19 protein-coding genes are annotated in these 21,172 nt (G+C 76.1%); 8 read left to right on the top strand and 11 right to left on the bottom strand.

Annotation, left to right across the window (positions count from 1 at the left end; all coding sequences use genetic code 11):
• Positions 1-61 precede the first annotated feature (61 nt).
• Complete coding sequence (mycP, locus tag LPA42_RS04860) at positions 62-1,258, top strand: type VII secretion-associated serine protease mycosin (protein WP_228986356.1); 1,197 nt, start codon at positions 62-64, stop codon at positions 1,256-1,258.
• Positions 1,259-1,280: 22 nt separating this feature from the next.
• Here mycP (LPA42_RS04860) and LPA42_RS04855 read toward each other — a convergent pair whose 3' ends face one another.
• The 10 genes from LPA42_RS04855 to eccCa all read right to left on the bottom strand — a co-directional run bounded on the left by LPA42_RS04855 (position 1,281) and on the right by eccCa (position 11,277).
• Positions 1,281-2,594, bottom strand: coding sequence for a WXG100 family type VII secretion target (locus LPA42_RS04855; RefSeq protein ID WP_077935843.1), 1,314 nt, complete (start codon positions 2,592-2,594; stop codon positions 1,281-1,283).
• Between the two features lie 17 nt (positions 2,595-2,611).
• Positions 2,612-3,151 carry a hypothetical protein gene (locus tag LPA42_RS04850; RefSeq protein ID WP_077935842.1) on the bottom strand — a complete coding sequence of 180 codons (540 nt, stop codon included), beginning with the start codon at positions 3,149-3,151 and terminating at the stop codon, positions 2,612-2,614.
• A gap of 37 nt (positions 3,152-3,188) precedes the next feature.
• Positions 3,189-4,565, bottom strand: a complete 1,377-nt coding sequence (mycP, locus tag LPA42_RS04845) for a type VII secretion-associated serine protease mycosin (protein ID WP_077935841.1) — start codon at positions 4,563-4,565, stop codon at positions 3,189-3,191.
• 81 nt (positions 4,566-4,646) lie between these two features.
• Positions 4,647-4,928: a WXG100 family type VII secretion target gene (locus tag LPA42_RS04840; RefSeq protein WP_043961611.1), complete on the bottom strand. Its 282-nt coding sequence runs from the start codon at positions 4,926-4,928 to the stop codon at positions 4,647-4,649.
• Positions 4,929-4,956: 28 nt separating this feature from the next.
• The gene (locus LPA42_RS04835; RefSeq protein ID WP_043961610.1) at positions 4,957-5,265 is read right to left on the bottom strand and encodes a WXG100 family type VII secretion target; all 309 of its coding nucleotides are present in this window, start codon (positions 5,263-5,265) and stop codon (positions 4,957-4,959) included.
• 205 nt (positions 5,266-5,470) lie between these two features.
• Positions 5,471-5,713, bottom strand: a complete 243-nt coding sequence (locus tag LPA42_RS04830) for a hypothetical protein (protein ID WP_077935840.1) — start codon at positions 5,711-5,713, stop codon at positions 5,471-5,473.
• Between the two features lie 27 nt (positions 5,714-5,740).
• Positions 5,741-6,466 carry a hypothetical protein gene (locus tag LPA42_RS04825; protein WP_077935839.1) on the bottom strand — a complete coding sequence of 242 codons (726 nt, stop codon included), beginning with the start codon at positions 6,464-6,466 and terminating at the stop codon, positions 5,741-5,743.
• Positions 6,467-6,497: 31 nt separating this feature from the next.
• Entirely contained in the window at positions 6,498-6,791 is a 294-nt protein-coding gene (locus LPA42_RS04820) for a hypothetical protein (protein ID WP_077935838.1), read from the bottom strand.
• Positions 6,792-6,810: 19 nt separating this feature from the next.
• The gene (locus LPA42_RS04815) at positions 6,811-7,230 is read right to left on the bottom strand and encodes a YbaB/EbfC family nucleoid-associated protein (protein WP_228986355.1); all 420 of its coding nucleotides are present in this window, start codon (positions 7,228-7,230) and stop codon (positions 6,811-6,813) included.
• An 84-nt stretch (positions 7,231-7,314) separates the two neighbouring features.
• On the bottom strand, positions 7,315-11,277 hold the full coding sequence (gene eccCa, locus LPA42_RS04810) for a type VII secretion protein EccCa (protein ID WP_077935837.1): 3,963 nt from the start codon (positions 11,275-11,277) through the stop codon (positions 7,315-7,317).
• A 201-nt stretch (positions 11,278-11,478) separates the two neighbouring features.
• On the opposite strand from eccCa, the gene eccD reads away from it, so the two are divergent.
• On the top strand, positions 11,479-12,876 hold the full coding sequence (gene eccD / locus LPA42_RS04805) for a type VII secretion integral membrane protein EccD (RefSeq protein ID WP_077935836.1): 1,398 nt from the start codon (positions 11,479-11,481) through the stop codon (positions 12,874-12,876).
• 18 nt (positions 12,877-12,894) lie between these two features.
• Here eccD and LPA42_RS04800 read toward each other — a convergent pair whose 3' ends face one another.
• Positions 12,895-14,088, bottom strand: a complete 1,194-nt coding sequence (locus LPA42_RS04800; protein WP_077935835.1) for a type VII secretion protein EccE — start codon at positions 14,086-14,088, stop codon at positions 12,895-12,897.
• 185 nt (positions 14,089-14,273) lie between these two features.
• Between LPA42_RS04800 and eccB the strand changes: the two genes are divergently transcribed.
• The 6 genes from eccB to LPA42_RS04770 all read left to right on the top strand — a co-directional run bounded on the left by eccB (position 14,274) and on the right by LPA42_RS04770 (position 21,087).
• Positions 14,274-15,686: a type VII secretion protein EccB gene (gene eccB / locus LPA42_RS04795; RefSeq protein ID WP_077935834.1), complete on the top strand. Its 1,413-nt coding sequence runs from the start codon at positions 14,274-14,276 to the stop codon at positions 15,684-15,686.
• Positions 15,687-15,825: 139 nt separating this feature from the next.
• Positions 15,826-16,194: a hypothetical protein gene (locus LPA42_RS04790; protein WP_077935833.1), complete on the top strand. Its 369-nt coding sequence runs from the start codon at positions 15,826-15,828 to the stop codon at positions 16,192-16,194.
• Positions 16,187-17,398 (top strand): WXG100 family type VII secretion target, encoded by a 1,212-nt coding sequence (locus tag LPA42_RS04785; protein ID WP_228986354.1) that lies wholly within the window; start codon positions 16,187-16,189, stop codon positions 17,396-17,398. The genes LPA42_RS04790 and LPA42_RS04785 overlap by 8 nt, the downstream gene beginning before the upstream one ends.
• A 103-nt stretch (positions 17,399-17,501) precedes the next feature.
• Positions 17,502-18,026 carry a PadR family transcriptional regulator gene (locus LPA42_RS04780; RefSeq protein WP_091283060.1) on the top strand — a complete coding sequence of 175 codons (525 nt, stop codon included), beginning with the start codon at positions 17,502-17,504 and terminating at the stop codon, positions 18,024-18,026.
• Positions 18,023-18,793 (top strand): ABC transporter ATP-binding protein, encoded by a 771-nt coding sequence (locus LPA42_RS04775; protein ID WP_228986353.1) that lies wholly within the window; start codon positions 18,023-18,025, stop codon positions 18,791-18,793. Before LPA42_RS04780 ends, LPA42_RS04775 begins: the two co-directional genes overlap by 4 nt.
• On the top strand, positions 18,790-21,087 hold the full coding sequence (locus tag LPA42_RS04770; protein ID WP_198956429.1) for an FtsX-like permease family protein: 2,298 nt from the start codon (positions 18,790-18,792) through the stop codon (positions 21,085-21,087). The genes LPA42_RS04775 and LPA42_RS04770 overlap by 4 nt, the downstream gene beginning before the upstream one ends.
• Positions 21,088-21,172: the final 85 nt, after the last annotated feature.

Below are 21,172 nucleotides of genomic sequence, written 5' to 3'. Positions count from 1 at the left end.
ACCAGGTCGGGCGGATCACCCCGGGCGGGCACACCCCAGGCCGGGCCGAAGGGGACGCCGGGTGACCGGGCGGGCCGGGCTGCGACGGGGCGCGCTGCCCGCGCTGGCGGCCCTGCTCGCCACCGCCGTCGTGCCGCCCGCCCCGGCGTCGGCCGCCCCCAGTTGCGGGCCGACCGGCAGCCCCGCGCCCACTGCGGCACCGTGGGCGCTGACCCGGCTCGACCCGGGCGCGGCCTGGCGGGTCACCCGGGGCGAGGGCGTCACCGTGGCGGTCGTCGACTCCGGCGTGTCGGCCACCCACCCGCTACTGCGGGGCCAGGTGCGACCCGGCCGGGACTTCAACGCGCTGCCCCCCAACGAGGGTCAGTGCGACGCGGCCGGACACGGCACGATCGTCGCCGGCATCATCGCCGGCCGGGAGGGCACCGGCTCGCCGTTCACCGGCGTCGCACCGGCCGCCCGGATCCTGCCCGTACGCGTGCTGCCGGACACCCGGCGCACCAACGACGAGGGCCTGCCGGCGCAGATCGGCCTCGCCATCCGCTGGGCCGTCGACCAGGGCGCCGACGTGATCAACCTGTCCCTGGTCACCCTGCCCCGGCCCGAGCTGGCCGCCGCCGTCGAGTACGCCCTCGCCAAGGGCGTCGTCGTGGTGGCCGCCGCCGGCAACCGCCAGGAGCAGCAGCAGGACCTGCCGGCGTACCCGGCGGCGTATCCCGGGGTCATCGCCGTGGCCGGCGTTGACGCGCAGGGCGGCCACGTGGGCAGCTCGGTCAGCGGCGACTACGTGGACATCGCCGCCCCGGGGCTGGACATCGTCGGCCCCGCGCCCCGGGGGCAGGGGTACCTCGCCGAGCCGCAGGGCGGCACGAGCTTCGCCGCCGCGTACGTCTCGGGGGTGGCCGCGCTGGTCCGCGCCGCGCATCCGGACCTCACGCCGGACGGGGTGGCCTACCGGCTCACCCGCACGGCGGACAACCCCCCGGACGGGCACAACGCCGAGGTCGGCTACGGGGTGGTGAACCCGTACCGGGCGGTGACGAGCGTGCTCGGCACGCGCAGCGACCCGCCGCCCGGGGCGTTGGCCGCGCCCGCCCCGCCGCGGGACCCGCTGGGCTGGCAGCGGGCCGTGGCGGTCTGGGTGGCGGCGGCCGGCGCGGTGCTGGCCGGCGTGCTGCTGGCCGCCAGGCCGATCCTGGCCCGGGGACGGCGCCGCGGCTGGCGGCCGGGCCGCCGCCCCACCCCGGCCGGGGGATGACCTCGGCCGGGCCGCCGCACCGTCAGCGCAGGATGCCGGGGGTGGCGTCGCCGCCCGCGCCCCAGACGTCCTCGTCCTCCTCCAGCCAGGTGTTGCGCACCTGCTCCTCCTCGGCATAGCCGGCCCCGCCGCCCGCGCCGGCCACGCCGCCCCGGCCCGCCGTCGCGCCACCCGGCCGACCGGCACCGGCGGCCCGGCCGCCCGCGCCCCGGGCACCGGCGGCACCGCCGCCCATGCCGGGGGCCATCATGCCGCCCGCGCCCGGCTTGCCCGCGCCGAGCCGGCCGCCCGCGCCCCGGCCGGCGCCCCGGCCCGCGCCGGCGGCACCGCCGCCGAGCATCGGCGGCAGCCCGGGGCTGACCGTCTTGCCGAGCGCGCCGCCGCCGGGGATGCCGCCGCCCGCGCCGCCACCGGACAGACCCGCGCCGCTGCCGCCGCCCAGCCCGCCCGAGCCGAGGCCGGTGGTGGTCGGCCCGCCGGCACCGGCCAGGCCGGTCCCGTAGCCGTCGTCCAGCCCGCCCGGGTCCACGGACCCGGTGTCGGGGAGGTCGGTGACCGGGGTGAGGTCCGGGTGGGTCGTCGACCCGAAGTCGGGCTTGCCGTCGCCGACGTCCGGCAGCTTGCCGAGGCCCGTCGGGGACGCGCCGCCGACGCCGCCGGTGGAAGGCATGCCGCCCACCGAGGGGACCCCGCCGGCACCCCCGCCGCCCGGGCCGCCGCCGAGGTTCGGCACCTCCGTCGGGCCGGTCCCCAGGTTGTTGGAGGTCACCGTGCCCGGCGCCTCCATGGTGCGGTCCTTGAAGTTGCCGTTGACCTCGTCGTAGACCTTGCGGGCGTCGCCCTCCTGGTCGGAGAACCAGCCGGTCACCCAGTCGCCCACCTTGCCGAGCTGCTCGGCCGGCCAGCTGCCCATGACCTCCGCCGTGACCCGGGTCTCGAAGAGCCCGACCCCGAGGGTGATCTCGCCGTTGCGGGCGGCCAGGACGTCACCGACACAGGCCGCCGGGATCGGCATCTTGTTCTGGGCGTCCTCCAGCTGGCGGGCGGCCGTCTCCAGGGTGGTCACGATGCTGACCTTGCCCCGCCCCGGGTTGTCGATGTCGTCGACGATCGACTTGGCGTTCTTGGCGAGCCCCTCGATGTGCGTCTTGAACGACTCGTACGCCGGGCCCTTCCAGACCGCGCCGAGGTCCTTGACGTTCTTCTCCAGGCTCTCCCGGACCTGATCGACGTTCTTGATCAGCTCCTGCCAGCCCAGCGCGGCGCTCTGCACGTCGGCCGGGCGGCCCTCGACGAGGACCTCCCGGGCCATGTCCTCCCAGCTCTTGTCCCCCATGCTCCGCTCCCGTCGATCTAGCTGCCGCCGCGGGCGGCGTCGGTGAAGGCCTGCTGCATCTCCTGCGCGGTCATCTCGTTGGCCCCCTCGGCGGTCTCGTAGTTGCGCTTGACCGTGCGCAGCGCCTCGGCCGCCGAGTACAGGTTCTCCGAGAGGGTGCGCAGCCCGCCCTCCGTGCCGGTGTAGACCTGCTGGTGCCGCTGGGCGAGCTGGAGGGCGTACGGGAAGCCGCCGAGCGGCCCCTTGCCGGCGACGGCCTGGCCGCCCCCGAGCTTCTCGGAGATGTCGGCCATGTCGTAGGAGAGCCGGTGGAGGTAGCTGGCGTGCGTCTCCAGCCAGGTGATGGCCGAGTCGAGGTTGCCGGCGTCCCACTCCGTCTGGACGCCCTTCTCGCCCTTGCCGGCGACCACACCGCTCGGCGTCTCGGCCTGATCCACGCCGGTCCGGTCGAAGCTGATCCCCCGGATGTCGCCCATCCCCGGGTACAGCGGGTTGATCGGCAACGGCACGGGCAGGTCGACCTCCACCCGGTCCGGGTCGTTCCGTTCGTCGCTCATGGTGCCCTCCCCTGGCCCCGTATCTCAGGTGTCGGTGTCAGCGCGGCTGCGGGCCCGGCGGCCCCGCCGGGTCGTGCGGGTGCCCGCCGGCCGGACCCGGCGGCGGCCCGTGCGGGTGCGGGCCCGGCGGCGGGGCGTACCCGTGCGGGCCCGGCGGGTTGTGCGGGTACGGGCCCGGCGGGCTCTGCGGCCGAGGGCCCGGCGGGCCGGACGGGACCCGGCGGCGGGCCGCCCGGCGGTTGACCACGACCAGCACCACGATCACCACGCCGGCCAGGAGCACCGCCAGCAGGCAGAGCGCGAGCTGGATCGGGGCGTTGTCCGCCAGGCCGAAGGAGACCGCCGGCCGACCGTCGTCGGAGTCGTCGGCCGGGGAGTCGGCGTCGGGGTCGCCCGGCCTCGGGGAAGCGCCGGTCAGCAGCGGATTGCCGTCCACCTCGGGCACGGTGGCGGTCAGCGCGGCCAGCACGTCGACCCCGCCGAAGCCGTACTCCGGGTCGCGGCCGGGTGCGCCCCGGTCGCGCGCGGTGCGGATCAGCCGGTTGACCACGTTCGCGGCGTCGAGCCGGGGATAGCGGGACCGCACCAACGCGGCGACCCCGGAGACGATCGCCGCCGCGTCGCTGGTCCCGTCGCCCACGCCGTACCCGTTCGGCGACACCGGCGGCGGCACCGAGCTGATGATCCGCTCACCAGGCGCGGCGAGCACCAGCTCCGGGCCGGTGACCGACCCGCCCCACCGCGAGCCGTTCTTCGCGGTGCCCCCGACCGCGAGCACGCCGGGCACGTTGGCCGGAGTCGGCACGGCCTGGTTGGTGCTGCGGTTGCCGGCGGCGGCCACCAGCACCGCGCCCTTGCCGAGCGCGTACCGGACGGCCTCGGTGACCTGCGGATCGTCGCCGGCGGTGCCGACGGACAGGTTGATCACGTCGGCTCCGGCGTCGGCCGCCCAGCGGATGCCACCCGCGATGTCGTATTCGCGGGGCTGGCCCAGCGCGACCGGCAGGATCCTCGCCTCCGGGGCGATGCCGAGCAGGCGCATGGGCCCGCCGCCCCGACCGGCGATGATGCCGGCCATCGCGGTGCCGTGGCCATGCTCGCGATCCGGGTCGGCGTGGCCGTCGGCGCGTACCGCGCTGGACAGCGAGGTGCCCTTCAGGACCTGACCGCGCAGGTCGGGGTGGGCGGCGTAGACCCCGCCGTCGATCACCGCGACCGTGACGCCCTTGCCCCGGGACAGCTTGTGCGCCTCGGGAATGCGCAACGAGTCGAGGTGCCACTGGAGGCCGCGCACCGTGTCGGCGGCGCGCGCCGGGGCGGGCGCGGCGAGCAGGCCGCCACCGGCGAGGGTGACCAGCGCCAGCGTGGCGGCGGCGGACCGCAGCAGCGGTCGGCGGTGTCCCCCCGTGTGCATCGTTCCCCCCGGCTCTCGTCGGCCCTCACGCAGAACGGCTCCGATCCGGCTCGACCGGACCGGAGCCGTTCCCGCGTCAGCTCAGCTGTTCCACACCTTGGAGTTGCTCATCTCCGTGGTGACGTAGTTCTCGCGGGCGATGCCGACCGCGCCGCCGATGTCGTTCAGGATCTTGTTGATGTCCCGGACGGCGGCGTCCCACTGCGCCTGGTGCTGCTCGTAGGCGGTGCGGTCCTCGCCCTCCCAGTGCAGCTTGCTCAGCATGGACCGCAGCGTGTCGAGCTTCTCGTCGATGGTCCGCGAGATGGCGGTCATCTGCTGGTTGCTGCTCTCGAGAACCGCGTAGTCGACCTTGATGCTCATGATTTCCTCCCCTACGCCTGGCTGCCGGTCACGGGTTCAGCGCAGCGTGGAACTTGTCCAGCATCTGCTGCTGCTCCTCGTCGTTGACCTGGTGGGTCGTGCCGGACTTGTCGAGCAGGTCGGCGATGTTGTCCATCGCGGTCAGCAGCTTGGCCGTGTCCTCGTTCCAGCGCAGCATGAGCTGCTGGAAGCCCGAGGATGCCTGCCCCTTCCAGGCCATCGCCAGGTCGTCGACCACGTTCCACAGCTTCTTGAGCTCACCGTCGACATCGCCGCGCGTGGACCGCACGTCATTCGCCGCGGTATGCAGAGTCGATGCGTCGACCTCGAACGCCATGCTTCACACCCTTCCGTCATCGTTGTGGCGGCGGAAATCTGCCGCGCCCCTCCCCCGTGGCAAGGCGACCAACCCCACCGACGGACATTCAGGATGCACCGTAACCGACCCCGTCCACGCCGCGCAGCCCTGTCAGCACGCCGCCGTCGCCGCGCCGGGGCGGTTCCTGCGGGGGAAGGTCCTCATCGGACCCGGTCCACGAACGTCAGGAGGGCTGGCGGTAGGACCGCACGTGCATCGCCACGCCGAACACCAGAATCGCGGCCAGCAGCACCACGACCGGCCAGAGCACCGGCTTCTCGAAGGCCCGCTCGATCACCACCGGCAGCAGCGCGGCGACGCCCGTCAGGGCCGCGATCTCGGTGGCCCGCCTGGCCCAGGTCGCCTTCGAGAGCTGGGCGATCAGCCCCAGCACGAGAAAGGCCGGGATGCAGACCAGGGAAAGCATGGTGAGCGCAAACAAGGTCGCCGCCTCTCACTGGTAGAACTTGGAGTCCTTGACCCAGTCGATCTTGATGTCCTTGATGTCCGGGTCGGCGCCGGTGGCCGCCCAGCCGGGGCGGGAGTCCGACACGAAGGCGAACCGGTTGTTGTTCTGCAGCCCCGCCATCAGGCTGGTGAACAGCGCGCTGATGTCGCCGAAGACCAGGGCGAGGATCGCCACGCTCACGGTCAGCCCGGCCACCCCGATCGCCTCGGCGATGGGCGCGGTCGCCGGGAACGCCTGGAGGGCGACCGCCGCGATCACCGCGATCAGGATCGGGACGAGCGCCTCGACCAGCGCGTTCACGGCGTCGTTGAAGGCGTCGCGGGCGGCGGTGAGGCTCTCCTTGTTGGCGGTGAACGCCTCGGCCAGCGAGTTGATCTCCGCCCCCAGCTTGCGGAGGAAGAGCTCGAACGCGTCCCGGTCGTCGAAGTCCCACTCCTCGTCGGACGGCGGCACCTGCCCGAGGGCCTCGCCGAACTGGTCCGCGCCGAGCAGCCGGGCGGCGTCGCCCCACTCCTTGATGGACCTGTTGACCTCGTCGTTGTCGAACGTCTCGAGGTAGGCGATCCACGCGCCGAGGAGGCCCGCGCCGACCAGCCACGCGATGTTGGCCCGGGCCGCCGGGAGCAGCCCCCGCACCGGTGCCGTCGCCGCGGCGACGGTGTGCGTGCCGGTCACCGTTCCGGCCGCGTTCGCGATCAGGATCTCCGTCATCGGCTGCTCCCCCCGTGGTGCTCCCGGGCGGTCACTTGACCACCCAGGGCTGGTCCGACTTCTCCCAGTTCTTGGCGGTCTGTTCGAGCTGCTCGGCCGCCCGGTGCAGGTGCTCGACGCCGGTCTTCACGTTTTCCAGGTGGCCGTCGACCGAGGCGTTGTGCGCATCGACGGTCGCGCCGCCGAGGAACGTCAGCGACCCGCTCGGCAGCTTCACGCTCTCCAGCAGCGCCTGCACGTTGCGCAGGTACTGGATCGGGCCGTCCGGGGCGTCCAGCTTGCGGCCCGCCTTGCGGATCGCCTCGACGTCGACCTTGTTCGCCATCCGTGTCTCCCTGCCGGGCTCAGCGGCGCAGGCCGCGGAACGGGTCGTCCAGGTCCACCCCGAACCGGCGGAACCAGTCCTGGGGGGTCAGGGTGCCGTCCTGGGCCTTCCTGACCAGCTCGGAGCCGCCGAGCATCTCGGTGAGCAGCTCCTGCTGCTGCTCGCCGAAGGCCGCGTACGCCGCGTCGATCGCGGCCTGGAGCGACTCCGCGAGGGAGAAGCTGTCCAGCCGCATCGCCCGGGCGTTGATCTCGATGTCGCCGATCTTCATCTCGCCGTCGACCGTGACCCGGACCAGGCCGTCCGGGCTCTCCCCCGGCACCCGCAGCTCGGCGCGCCGCCGCTGCAACTCGGCCAACCGGCGCTGCTGCTCCTGCGCCTGACGCAACATGTTCTCGACGGCGCCGCCGCCCCCGTATCCCCCCGAGGTGCTCACCACGGTCCCTTCTGCACGATCGACGATCGGCCCGACGCTACCGGACCGGGTCACTCCGCGTCCGTCCCCGGCCCCGACGGAACGCGGCTAGGCCGGATCGGACCAGGCCGTCTGGATGAGCTGCTGGCCGTCGCGCCGCCGCACCAGCGTGCCCCGGCCCGGCGGCTGCGGGCTCGGGCGCAGCGTGCCGAAGACCGGCCCCTCCTCCCGGGCGCCGGACATCAGCAGGCCGGGCGAGTCCAGCTCGCGCAGGCGTTGCAGCACCGGCTCGTACAGCGCCCGCGCCACCCCGCCCATCCGGCGGGTGACGATCAGGTGCAGGCCGATGTCGCGGGCCTGCGGCAGCAGCTCGTGCAGGGCGCTGAGCGGGTTGCTGCCACCGGAGGCGACCAGGTCGTAGTCGTCCACCAGGATGTAGAGGTCCGGCCCCTTCCACCAGCTCCGGTCGCGGAGCTGGGCGGTGGTGACGTCGGGGCCGGGCAGCCGGTTGGACAGGGCGCTGCGGATCGACGCGAGCCCCTGGGCGAAGACCTGGTTGGACGGGGCGTAGTCGAGCAGGTGCTCGCCCTCGACCGCGCCGAGCAGGCCACGCCGGTAGTCGGCGATGACCAGGCGGGCCTGGGCCGGGGTGTAGCGCTCGACGATCCCCCGGGCGATCACCCGCAGCAGGTTGGTCTTGCCGCACTCGGCGTCGCCGAACACCGTCAGGTGCGGCTCGCTGGCCAGGTCCAGGTGGACCGGGGCGAGCGCCTGCTCGTTCACCCCGATCGGCAGGCCCGGCGCCGACCGGTCGGCCACCCGGGCCAGCTCGGCCAGGGGCAGCCGGCGCGGCAGCAGCCGTACCTTCGGGGCGGGGGTGCCCGGCCACGCCCGCGCCACGTGCCCGGCCAGGGCGACCGACGCCTCCGTCAGGTCGTCGACGTCGCGGCGGCCGTCGATCCGCGACACCGCCGCCAGGAAGTGCAGCTTGTCGCGGGTCAGGCCACGACCGGGGGTCTTCTCCGGCACGTTCTGCGCGGCCCGCCGGTCGATCTCCGACTCGGCCGCGTCGCCGAGGCGCAGCTCCAGCTTCGTGCCGAGCAGGTCGCGCAGGTTGATCCGGATCTCCGCCCAGCGCACCGCCGTGATCACCACGTGGATGCCGAAGCCCAGCCCCCGGTTGGCCAGGTTGGTGATCGTCTGCTCCAGCTCCTCGTACTCCTGGCGCAGGGTGTTCCAGCCGTCCACCACGAGGAACACGTCGCCGAACGGGTCGTCGGCGAACTCGCCGGCCGCCCGGCGACGCCGGTACGCGGCCACCGAGTCGATGCCGTGCTGGGCGAACCGCTGCTCCCGCTCGTCGATGATCCCGACCACCTCGGCGACCGTGCGGCGGACCGCCTCGGTGTCCCGCCGGCCGGCCACCCCCGCCGTGTGCGGCAGCCCGTCCAGGCTGCGCAGCGCCCCGCCGCCGAAGTCGAGGCAGAAGAACTGCGCCTCGCGCGGGGTGTGGGTGAGCGCCAGCGAGGCGAGCAGCGACCGCAGCAGAGTGCTCTTGCCGGACAGCGACGCGCCGACGATCACCACGTTGCCGCCCGCGCCGGCCAGCTCCACCATCATCGGGTCGCGCCGCTGCTCGTACGGGCGGTCGACCACCCCGACCGGGACGGTGAGCCGGCCCCGGCCCGCCCAGCCGGCGGTGGTCAGGCCGTACGTCGGGTCGACGGCGAGCTGGCCGAGCAGGTCCGCAAGGCTCGGCGGCTCCGACAGCGGCGGCAGCCACACCTGGTGGGCGGGGCGACCCTGGCCGGCGAGCCGACCGATCAGCACGTCGAGCATCGCCACGGCCTTGCCCTCGGCCGGCTGCTCCGGCTCGGCCACCGGCTCCGCCGTCAGGTCCGGGGCGGGCACCGGCACGAACTCCGTGCCGTACGGCACGATGCGGCGGCGCACCAGCGCCTGCGCCGAGCGCGCCTGCTCGCCCGGGGCCCGGTACGGGCCGGACACGTACGCGGCGCGGAACCGCAGCATGGTGGCGGTGTCGGTCTTGAGGTAGCCGTGGCCGGGGGCGCTGGGCAGCTCGTACGCGTCGGGCACGCCGAGCACGATCCGGCTCTCCACCGCCGAGAAGGTGCGCAGGCCGATCCGGTACGACAGGTGCGTGTCGAGGCCGCGCAGCTTCCCCTCCTCCAGCCGCTGGCTGGCGAGCAGCAGGTGCACGCCCAGCGACCGGCCCAGCCGGCCGATCATCACGAACAGGTCGATGAAGTCGGGCTTCGCGGCGAGCAGCTCGCTGAACTCGTCGCAGATGATGAGCAGGCTCGGCATCGGCTCCAGCGCCTCGCCGGCGGCCCGCGCCTTCTCGTACTCGTAGCGGGAGACGTAGTTGCCGGCGGCCCGCAGCACCTCCTGGCGGCGGTTCATCTCGCCGGCCAGGGCGTCGCGCATCCGGTCGACCAGCGGCAGCTCGTCGGAGAGGTTGGTGATCACCGCGCTGGTGTGCGGCAGCGCGTCCAGGGAGGCGAACGTCGCGCCGCCCTTGAAGTCGACCAGGACGAAGTTCAGCTCCTCCGAGGAGTGGGTGACGGCGAGGGCGGCGACCACCGTACGCAGCAGTTCGCTCTTGCCGGAGCCGGTCGCGCCGATGACCAGGCCGTGCGGGCCCATGCCCTCGTGGGCGGACTCCTTGAAGTCCAGCTCGACGACGTTGCCGTCGGGGCCGACGCCGAGCGGGATGCGCAGCCGGTCGCGGTGGCTGCGCGGCCGCCACGTCTGCCGCACGTCGACGGCGGCGGCGTCGCCGACGCCGAGCAGGTCCGGCAGCTCGGTGCTGCGGGCCAGCGGCTCCTCCGCGCCGGCCTGCTGCTGGGAGAGGCGGTAGGGGGCGAGCTGCCGGGCCAGCCCCTCGGCCGCGGCGGCGGTGAGCCGGTCGGGGCGGCCCAGCCGGGTGGTGGTCGCGCCCCGGACCAGGTCGACGGCGGTGCCGTCGCCGACGTCGAGGCAGAGCAGCCAGCGGCCGGCGTCGCGGGGGACGGCCCCGGAGAGGTCGACGACGGTGGTGCCGAGCAGGCTCGGCCCGGTGAGCTGGCAGGTGGCGGCGACCTCGCCGCCGTCGACGACCACCACCAGGTGCGGCGCGGTGGTCAGCGGCTTGGCGTCCGGGCTGAACCGGGCCCGGCCGGCCAGCTCGTCGGCGAGGGACTCCTCGGCCTCGGCGAGGGTGGCGAAAACGAGGCGGCGGGCCCCCGCCGCGTCGGCGCGGCCGGGGTGCTGGGCGTGCGGCAGCCACTTCACCCAGTCCCAGGCCGGCTGCCGGTCGTCGGCGGCGACCACGACGACGACCAGGTCGTCCGGGGCGTGGAAGGTGGCGAGCTGACCGATCGTGGCCCGGGCCAGGTCGAGCACCGGCTCCCGCTCGCCGCGCAGCACCACCCGCGAGAACGCCCGCACCGACAGCGCGGTGGGCAGGTCCGGCACCGTGGAGTGGGCGCGGACGAACCGGCGCAGCGCGATCGCGCTCATCGGCTCCAGGTCCTCCACCGGCTTCGTCTCCGGCGGCACGATCTCCACCGCCAGCCGCTGCGGGCCGACGGCGATCCGCGCCTCGCCGAAGTCGTCCTCGGTGACCCGGCGTTCCCACAGCCGGCGCGACGCGGCGATCGACCAGAGCGCGTCGGGCTCCGGGTGCCGCCAGGTCATGGCGGCCCGCTGCTGCTCGGCCGCGCGCCGGGTGCGCTTGCGCATCTGGGCCAGGTAGCGCATGTAGTCGCGGCGCTCGGCGTTCAGCTCGGCCTTGTCGTTGCCGCCGTTGCTCAGCGAGCCGATCGCCATGCCGAGCATGGAGACCCCGAAGAGCCCACCCGCGACGTACGTCATCATGCCGCCGCCCCGGCCGGCGTAGAGGAACGCCATCGCGCCGACGCCGCAGACCATCGGCAGGATCATCAGGAGCTGGCCCATGCCCCGGGGGGTCGGCTCGGGCAGCTCCGGCGGGGACTCCAGCAGCACCTCGCCGCGCGGCAGGGCCGGCCCCGGTTGACGCGGAAGCCGACGGAACACGACGGTGCTCACGGCGTTCTCCTCCCCCAGAAGCGGCCCGGACGCCGGCCGGCGCGGCGTGACGTGCGGCCGGGGTGGCGCGACGACCGGGCGCGGGCCGTCGGGTGGGCATCGTACGTGGGGGCCATCGTAGGTAATCTCCCGTGGGCGTCGGGGACCCACTTCGGCGGCGGCCCGGGCGGGTGGAGCGCAGGCGAACGCGAGGAGGCCACAGTGGCGACGAGGACGGCGACCGGCGGCCTTAGCCGGGTCACCATCGTGGCGCCCCGGACCAGGATGGACCTCGCCCTCCCCGCCGACGTGCCGCTGGCGGACCTGCTGCCGACCCTGCTGCGGTACGCGGGTGAGGACCTCGCCGACGAGGGGGTGCGGCACGGCGGCTGGAGCCTGGCCCGGCTCGGCGGACAGCCGCTCGACGGTGGGCGTACGGCCGCGCAGCTCGGCGTCCGCGACGGCGAGGTGCTCTACTTCAACCCCCGCGCGGCGGCGGCCCCGGAGATCGTCTTCGACGACGTGGTGGACGCGGTGGCCACGGCGACGAATCAGCGCCCCGGCAGCTGGCAGGTGAGCACGAGCCGCTCGTTCGCGGTGCTGTTCGCGGCGGCGGCGCTGTCGGCCGGCGCGCTGGCGGCGCTGTTCACGGGCCCGCCGCAGCTGCCCGGGGCGATCGCCGCCCTGCTGGTGGCGGTCGCCCTGCTGGTCGGCGCGGCCGTGCTGTCCCGGGCGGCCGGCGACAGCCGCACCGGCGCGGTGCTCGCCCTGGTCGGCCTCGGCCACGCCGCCGTCGGCGGCCTGCTGGTGCTGGCCGGCGACCGGGGCCTGGGCGAGCTGGCCGGCCCGCACGTGCTGCTCGCCGCGACCGCCGTGGTGGTGTTCGGCGCGGTCGCCGCGCTGGCGGTCGGCGACCGGCTGCCGCTGTTCTTCGGCGCGGTCGCCGTCGGCGGGGCGGTCGGCTTCGGCGCGGTGGTGAGCCTGGCGTTCTCGGTGGGCGCGCCGGCCGCCGCCGCGGTGGTCGCCACGGTCGCGTTCGCCACCCTGCCGGCGCTGCCGATGGCGGCCTACCGGCTGGCCCGGCTGCCCGTGCCGTCCATCCCGACCGGCCCCGACGACCTCAAGACCGACACGGAGACCGTCGACGGTCGCAGCGTGCTGCGGCGCAGCGAGCGGGCCGACGAGTTCCTCACCGGCCTGCTGTGGACGGTCGCCCTGCTGGTGCTGGGCGGGGAGGCCGTGCTCGCCCTCGACGGCCGGCTGCCGGCGGTGCTGCTCTGCCTGGTGCTGGCCCTGCTGTCGCTGCTGCGCGCCCGGCCGTTCCTCGGCCGCGCCCAACGCGTTCCGGTGCTGCTGGCCGGGGGCCTCGGGCTGGGCCTGACGGCGGCGGCCACGTTCGCCGCGGGCGGGGCGGCCGTCCGGCTCGGCGTGGTCCTCGGCGGGCTGGTGGTGGCGGCCGTGGTCAGCCTGATCTACGGGCTGACCGTCGCGGGCAAGCGGATCTCGCCGGTCTGGGGACGGCTGCTGGACATCGTCGAGGTCCTGCTGATCATCTCCCTGGTGCCCCTGGCGGTCTGGGTCTGCGGCCTCTACGGCTGGATCGTCAACCTCCGCCCCTGACCGCCCTGCGGGGAGGGCTCAGTCGGGTCGGTGGTCGACGACGCGGCGGGCCGTCGGGGCGGCGGCCCAGGCGGCGGGGCCGTGCTCGCCGTCCAGCGGCCGGGCCGGCGTGCCCGCCCGGCGGGCGACGTCCCGGACCACCGTGACCAGCGCCTCGACGTGGTCGGCCGGGGCGGCGACGCGCAGCAGCGGCGGGCCGGGCCGGTCGCCGGGGCGGGCCACGGCCGCGAACGTGTGCGACGGCGCGGAGGTGGCGGTGACGGCGTCCACCAGCGGCCCCCAGGTGGCGCCGGCGCGGGCGCGCAGGGCCAGGCAGCGCTGGGTCCAGCCGCCGCCGCGCAACCCGGTCCAGGTCTCCGCCTGCGGCTCGGGCGTCAGGTCCAGGCCGGCCCCGGAGACCAGCGCGGCGCGCAGCTCGTCCCGGCCCAGGACCCGGTGGCGCAGGCCGGCGGCGTGCAGCGCCTTGCCGAGCCGGCCGACCGCGGCGGCGACGGTGCGGTGCACGCCGAGCGTCCCGCCGCCCCGGGTCACCGCCTCGGCGCGGGCGTCGCGCACGGACAGCCGTACGGCCACCCAGACGGTGCGGTGGGCGGCCGGGGGCGCGCCCGGTGCCGGATACCAGACGAGGGTGTGCGAGACGACCTGGGCCAGCGACACCGGCGCGGTGAACTCGGTGAGCACGGCCAGCGCCCGGTCCACCACCGCCGCGTCGATCGAGCCGGCGGGAGCGCCGGGCGGCGGGTCCAGCGCCACGGCGGCGAACCAGCCCCGGACGTCCTGGCCGACGCCGAGGCGGGTGCCGCGCTCGGTCAGCTCGATCATGGTCAGCTCGGGGGCGACGACGGCCAGCCGCGCCTCGCCCGTGTCGCCGCCCGCCGCCGCCCGCGCCTCCTCCCGGCGCAGCCGCAGCCGGCGGCGCAGCAGCAGGTCCTCGTACCACCAGCGGCCGCCCCGGCGGGCGAAGGCGGCGGCGACGGCCGCCACCGCGACGACCCCGACGACGCCGACCAGCCACGGGGGTCCGCCGAGCGCGGCGTAGCCGGCCAGCGCGGCCAGCTCCGCCACGACGAGCTGGCCGACGACGACCGGGCCGAGCCGGCCCCGGCTGCGCCGGTCGGCGGGGACCACCGCGCGGTCGGGCGGGGCGGGCCGGGCGGGCGGATCGGCCGGGCCGGCGGCCGTACGACCGGGTGGCGCCTGGACCTGCGTCATCGGTGGCGTCCCTTCTCGACAGCGGCTCTCCTGGCGGGCGGCCTGGCGGGCGGCGGCCCCCGCCCCGCGTGGACGGCGGCCCCTTATCGTAGGGAAGCCCGTGGCGGCGCTCGGACCTGATCGCCACGGCCCACCCCGTCGTCGGGCTCGATCGTCGCGGCCCGACCCGCCGCCGGAGGTAGCTCATGCGGACCCGCCGCGACCAGGTGCAGGCGTACCGCTTCGTCACCCGCCGGATCGTCTCCGCGCTGCTCTCCGGCGACCCCGAGACGACGAACCTGCCGATGCGGCGGCTCGGGCTGGCCGTGGTCGGCAGCGTGGTCGCCGCGGCGGTGGTGCTCGGCGGCGTCGGCGCATACGGCCAGCTCACCGGCAACGCCGCGCCGCTGGAGGCGAACACGCTGGTGATCGAGCGGGAGACCGGCGCGACGTACGTCTACGTGGACGGCCTGCTGCACCCGACCCTGAACTACGCCTCGGCCCGGCTCGTCCTCGACGAGGCGGACCCGACGGTGCGGACCATGTCGCGGGCGTCCATCGCGGACCGGCCGCGCGGGCGCACCATCGGGATCGTCGGCGCGCCGGACGCGCTGCCCGACCGGAAGGCGCTGGTCGGGCTGCCCTGGTCGGTCTGCGACGTGCCGGACCCGGCCGCTCCCGACCGGTCGACCACGCACGTGGTGATCGACCGGCCGCTCGCCGGCGGCACGCCGCTGGGCGACCGCGCGGTGCTGGCCACCGTGGACGGCCGGCGCTACCTGCTCACCGGCGACGCCCGGCTGCGGATCGCCGGCGGGGACCCGGCGACCGCCGCGCTGCGGATGGCCGGGGCCACCACGCTCACGGTCGGCGAGCAACTGCTCAACGCCGTGCCGGCGGGGCCGGTGCTCCGCGAGCCGCAGCTGCCCGGCGACGGCGAGACCGGCCGGCAGGCCGTGGGCGACGGGCCGGCCCGGGTCGGCGACGTGTTCCGGGCCGCCGGCCAGCACTACGTGCTGACCCGGGAGGGACTGGCGTCGATCGGCGAGGTCAGCGCCCTGCTGCTGTTGCGCGACGGCGGCCGGATCACCGACATCACCCCGGACGAGGCCGGCCGGCTGCTGACCCGGCAGCGGGTGGAGCCGGAGGGCACGCCGCGCACCCTGCCGACGCTGCACCCGGTGCAGGCGGGCCGGACGGTGCTCTGCGCCACCTACCGCAGGTCGGCGGCCGACGCGCCGCCCACCACCACCCTGGAGGTCTTCGACCGGGTGCCGACCGAGCTGACCGGCCCGGCCGCGACCCCGGTCCGGCAGGGGGCCCGCGACGCGGTCCGCACCGCCGAGCAGGTGCTGCTGCCGGGCGGCAGGGGCGTGCTGGTCCAGGCCGCGCCGGGCGCCGGGGAGGGCGGCGCGGGCGCGCCGGGCTCGACGGTCTACCTGGTCACCGCCCAGGGGGTACGCCACCCGCTGGGCACCCGGTCGGGCGACGCGCTGACCGCCCTCGGCTACGGCGGGGTGCAGCCGCTGGCGGTGCCCGCGTCGCTGCTGGCCCTCATCCCGACGGGTCCCGCCCTGGAACGCCAGGACGCGCTCGCCTACTTCGCCCCGGGCACGTAGCCGCTGCCGCCGGGCACGTCGGCGCTGCCGCACGGGCACGCAGCCGCTGCCGTGGGGCGTCGTCACGGGTCGCCCGGTCTGGTCGCCGTCCACTAACCTGATCCTCGCCAACGGTTATCGACGACGTACGGGGAATGCCATGACCGGGCGCACGACAGTCGACGTACTGTCCCTGGAGGACTTCCAGCGACGGTTGGCCGCGCGGCTCACCGAGGCCGAGGCCGTGCTCAGGAAGCTCACCACCGAGTTGCAGTGCCGGCCGCCGGATCTGGGCACGTTCGCCGACGCGACCAGCAACGCCCGCCGCTACTCGGCCCTGCAGACGAGCTACGCGCAGCGGGTCGAGCGGCTGCGCGACGCGGTGAAGGCGGCGCAGAGCGCGACCGGCACGATCCTGACCAACTACCGGACCACGGAGGCGCGCAACGCGGCCAACGCCGCCGACATCGCCGCCGCGCTGACCGGGGTCGACGACGCGCTGAACGGGAGGGACGACCCTCGTGTCTGAATACACGGCGCGCTACGAGAACGTCAGCCACCAGCGGCTCTACGACGCCGTGCGGGCCGGCGACCCCGAGCAGATCGACGGTCTCGCCAGCAGCTGGAGCTCCATGAAGGGCACCCTCGACGACCTCGCCCGCGACCTGCGCGCCGACCTGGAGAAGCTGGCCAACGGCTGGACGGGCGACGCCGGCCGGGAGTTCCAGCGGCGGGTGTCGCTGATCGTCGACTACTCGACGACCCTCTCCGAGGGGATGGCCGACGTGCGGCAGGGGCTGACGCTGATGGCCACCGACCTGCGCGCCGCGCAGAAGCAGGCGGAGAGCCCGGCCGAGACCGACGACCACGACAAGACGGTCTCCGGGGCGATCACGGGCGGCCTCACCGGCGGCCTGCCGGGCGCGATCGTCGGCGGCTTCCTGGGGCACGAGCAGGACAAGGCCGAGCAGGAGAAGGCGCACCGGCGGATGGTCCAGGTGGTCGCCGAGCTGGCGGCCGGCTACGACCTGTCGGCGTACGGCCGGCTGGTCGACCCGCCGCCGCCGGACGGCGACCTGCCGTACGACCCGAGCACCAGCACGTCGACGCCGACGGCCGGTCCCGGGGCCCACGCCCCGAGGAGCGCGCCGGGCGGCGGCTTCGGCAACCCGACCACGGGTCACGCGACGGTGGACGCCCCGGGCAACCTGACGGACGGGCCGAACACCGGGACGACGGGCGGGAACGACGACGGGTCGACGTCGCCGGGCGGCACGGACGGGACCGGCGGCACCGACCTCGACACCGGCACGTCCCTGGCCGGCGCTGCGCCGCTCGGCGGCGGCGTGCCGGCTGGCCCGGTGGGCACGGCGGGCGGCGTGACGGCCGCCGCGTCGGCCGGGGCCGGGGCGGGGCTGCTCTTCGGCGCGCCCGCCGGGGCGCCGGTCGGCGTGCTCGGCGGCGGCACCGGCTCCCTGGCCGGGTCGGCCCGCACGGGCGCGACGGTGGCGGCCCGGCCGGCGGGTGGCCTGGCGGGGGCCGAGCACCGGGCCGCCACGGGCGTGGGCCGGGTGGGCGCGAACGGCACCGGCGGCGGCCGGGCGGGCGTGCTCGGCGGGCGCGGGCGGGCCGACGACGACGAGTCCGACGAGCGGCTGACCTGGCTGACGGAGGACGACATGGTCTGGCGGGACGGCGACCCGGGAGTCCCTCCGGTGCTCGACGCCGGCTGACGCTTCCGCCACGCGTACGCTGCGGGGCCCTCCCCGACGGGGAGGGCCCCTCTTCCGACCTGCCTATCCACCATGTGTATACGTGGTGTGTATAGTCGCGGCCATGTCGATCGGTCAGACCTTCCTCGGGCTCCTGGAGTCCACCCCCCGCCACGGCTACGACCTGAAACGCGCCTACGACGAGCGCTTCGGCCAGGCCCGCCCGCTGCACTTCGGCCAGGTCTACGCCACCCTGTCCCGGCTGCTGCGCAACGGCCTCGTCGAGGTCGACTCGGTCGAGGCCGGCGAGGGCCCCGACCGCAAGCGGTACGCGATCACCGAGGCCGGGGTGACCGACGTGCGGCGCTGGCTGTCCCAGCCGGAGAAGCCCGAGCCGTACCTGCACAGCGTCCTCTACACCAAGGTGGTGCTGGCGCTGCTCACCGGCCGCTCCGCCGCCGACCTGCTCGACACGCAGCGTGCCGAGCATCTGCGGCTGATGCGCGAGCTGACCCGGCGTCGGGACTCCGGCGACCTGGCCGAGCGGCTCATCTGCGACCACGCCCTGTTCCACCTGGAGGCCGACCTGCGCTGGCTGGAGCTGACGGCGGCCCGGCTGGACGAGCTGGCCGAGGCGGTGCGGCGATGACGGGCATCCACGCCGACGGCGGTGCGGCGATGACGGGCACGCGCGCCGACGGCGCAACGCCGGCGGACGGCCACGACCGGAGCAGCCCGGCGGAGGAGCTGCTCGTCGCCGAGGGGCTGCACCTCGCCTTCGGCCCCACCCCGGCGCTCGCCGGGGCGTCGCTGACCGTCCGGGCCGGCGAGGTGCTGGCGGTGCTGGGCCCGTCCGGCTCCGGCAAGTCGACCCTGCTGCACTGCCTCGCCGGCATCGTCCGCCCCGACTCGGGGCGGGTGACCTACCGGGGCGCGGACCTGACCGCAATGTCGGACCGGGAGCTCAGCGCCCTGCGGCGGGGGCAGTTCGGCTTCGTGTTCCAGTTCGGGCAGCTCGTGCCCGAACTGACCTGCCTGGAGAACGTGGCCCTGCCGCTGCGGCTGGAACGGGTCGGGCGGCGGGAGGCGGAGCGGCGCGCCGCCGAGTGGCTCGGCCGGCTGGAGGTCGGCGACGTGGCCGGCAAGCGCCCCGGCGAGGTCTCCGGCGGGCAGGGCCAGCGTGTCGCCGTGGCCCGGGCGCTGGTCACCGCCCCCCGGGTCGTCTTCGCCGACGAGCCGACCGGCGCGCTGGACTCGCTGCACGGCGAGCGGGTCATGCGGCTGCTGACCGGGGCGGCCCGGGACACCGGTGCCGCCGTGGTGCTGGTGACCCACGAGGCGCGGGTGGCCGCGTACTCGGATCGGGAGGTCGTGGTGCGCGACGGCCGCACCCGCAGCCTGGAGCCGGCCGCGTGACCGGGCCGCGTAAGCGGGGCCGGGTGCTGGCCGACCTGTGGATGGGCGCGCGGATGGCCGTCACCGGCGGCCGGGACGGGTGGACGCGGGCGGCGCTGACCGCGCTCGGCGTCGGCATCGGGGTGGCCATGCTGCTGCTCGCCGCCGCCGTGCCGGGCGCGCTCGACGCCCGGGCGGTCCGCAACGAGGCCCGCAACGACACCGGGTGGCGACCCGAGCGGGTCGCCGCAGCCAACACCGTGCTCGTCGCCCTTGCCGACACCGAATTCCGGGACCACCCGGTGCGCGGCCGGATCGTGCGCGCCGAGGGGCCGGCCGCGCCGGTCCCGCCGGGGCTGGCCCGGCTGCCCGGGGCCGGCGAGGTGGTCGTCTCCCCGGCGCTGCGGGACCTGCTCGACTCGCCCGACGGCCCGCTGTTCGCGCCCCGGCTCGGCGGCGGGCGGGTCGCCGGCACGATCGGCGCGCAGGGCCTCGCCGGCCCGGCTGAGCTGGCCTTCTATCTCGGCAGCGCGGACCTGACCGACGAGTGGGCCGTGCGGCGCGACCAGTTCGGCGGCGGGGAACCCGGCGAGGAGTTCTCGCCCGTGCTGATGGTCCTCGTCGTGGTCGTCGTCGTGGTGCTGCTGCTGCCGATCGTCGTCTTCGTCGGCGCGGCGGTCCGCTTCGGCGGGGACCGCCGGGACCGCCGGCTCGCCGCCCTGCGCCTGCTCGGCGCCGACACCGCGATGGTCCGGCGGATCGCCGCGGGCGAGGCGGCGGCCGGCGCGGTGTTCGGCCTCGCCGTCGGCGGCGTCCTGTTCGCCGCCGGCCGACAGCTCGCCCCGCTGGTCACCCTCCGCGACATCAGCGTGTACGCGGCGGACCTGCGCCCCGCCCCGGCCCTGGTGGCGGCGGTCGCGGTCGCGGTGCCGGTGCTCGCCGTGCTGGTGGCGCTCGTCGCGCTGCGCCGGGTCGTCGTCGAGCCCCTCGGGGTGAGCCGCCAGGGCGCGGCCGTGCGTCGCCGCCTGTGGTGGCGGCTGCTGCTGCCGGCCGCCGGGCTGGCGCTGCTCTACCCGCTGACCGGTGTGGGCGAGGGCCGCGCCGACACCGCCGACTACCAGGTGGCGGCGGGGGCGGTGCTGCTGCTGGTCGGCACGGTCACCCTGCTGCCCTGGCTGGTCGACCTCGCCGTACGCCGGCTGCGCGGCGGCCCGGTCCCCTGGCAGCTCGCGGTGCGCCGGTTGCAACTGGACAGCGCCACCTCCGCGCGCCTGGTCAGCGGCGTGGCGGTGGCGGTGGCGGGCAGCATCGGCCTGCAGATGCTCGTCGCCGGGGTGGAGGCGCGGTTCACCACCCGCACCGGCCAGGACACCTCCCGGGCCCAGGTGTTCGTCAACTTCGACGAGCTGCCCGATCCCGGCGCGGCGCTGGCCCGGCTGGCCGCCGCGCCGGGCGTCACCCGCAGCGCGGGCACGTCGGGCACCTTCGCGCTCGGGAGGGGCGCGGCCAACCGCACCGCCGAGGTGCGCATCGGCGACTGCGCCACCCTGGCCGAGTACGCCCGGCTCGGCCCCTGCGCCGACGGCGACGTCTTCCTCGCCCAACCGCCGGCCGGCGAGCAGCAGCTCACCGGCTTCGGCCCCGGCGACCGGGTGACCGTGAGCGGAAGCGAGACGGCCTGGACCCTGCCGCGGCGGCTGCGCACCGTGCCGGCGATACCGGACCCCGCCGGCTGGATCGGCGCGGGCCTGCTGGTCACCCCCGGTGCGGCCGACGCCGCCTGGACCGGGCTGCGAGCGCAGGCGCTGCTCAGCCTCGACCCGGACGACCCCGACGCGCTGGAGCGGGTCCGCAACGCCGCCGCCGAGGTGGACGTGCGCGCCCGGGTCATGGCGCTGGACGAGGAACGCCAGGCCACGCAGTTCGTCAACGTCAAGCGCGGCCTCGTCGTCGGCGTCGCGGTGACCCTGCTGCTGCTCGGCGCGAGCATGCTCGTCGGCGTGCTTGAGCAGTTGCGGGAGCGCCGCCGCCTGCTGGCCATGCTGGCCGCCGTCGGCACCCCGCGCCGCACGCTAGGCCTGTCAGTGCTGTGGCAGGCGGGCGTGCCGGTGCTCGTCGGGCTCGGCCTCGCCGTCGCCTTCGGCCTGGGCCTCGGGGCGGTGCTGCTGCGCATGGTCGGCGCGCCGGTCTCGGTGAGCTGGCCGGTGGTCGGCCTCGGGGTCGCCCTCGGCGGCGGCGTGGTGCTGCTGGTCACCGGCGCGAGCCTGCCCGCCCTGTGGCGGCTGACCCGGCCGGCGGGCCTGCGGACCGAGTGACGCCGGCCCGGAGCCGGCCGGCCGACGCCGCCCCGGTCACTCCCCGCGCCGGCCGACGAGGGCCGGCGCGGGCCGGGCGGGCGGG

Source organism: Micromonospora sp. DH13 (assembly GCF_020873825.1).
Taxonomy (GTDB): Bacteria; Actinomycetota; Actinomycetes; order Mycobacteriales; family Micromonosporaceae; genus Micromonospora; species Micromonospora haikouensis.
The sequence above is the reverse complement of the archived record's forward strand: the minus strand, read 5'-3'. Positions and strand labels throughout refer to the sequence as shown.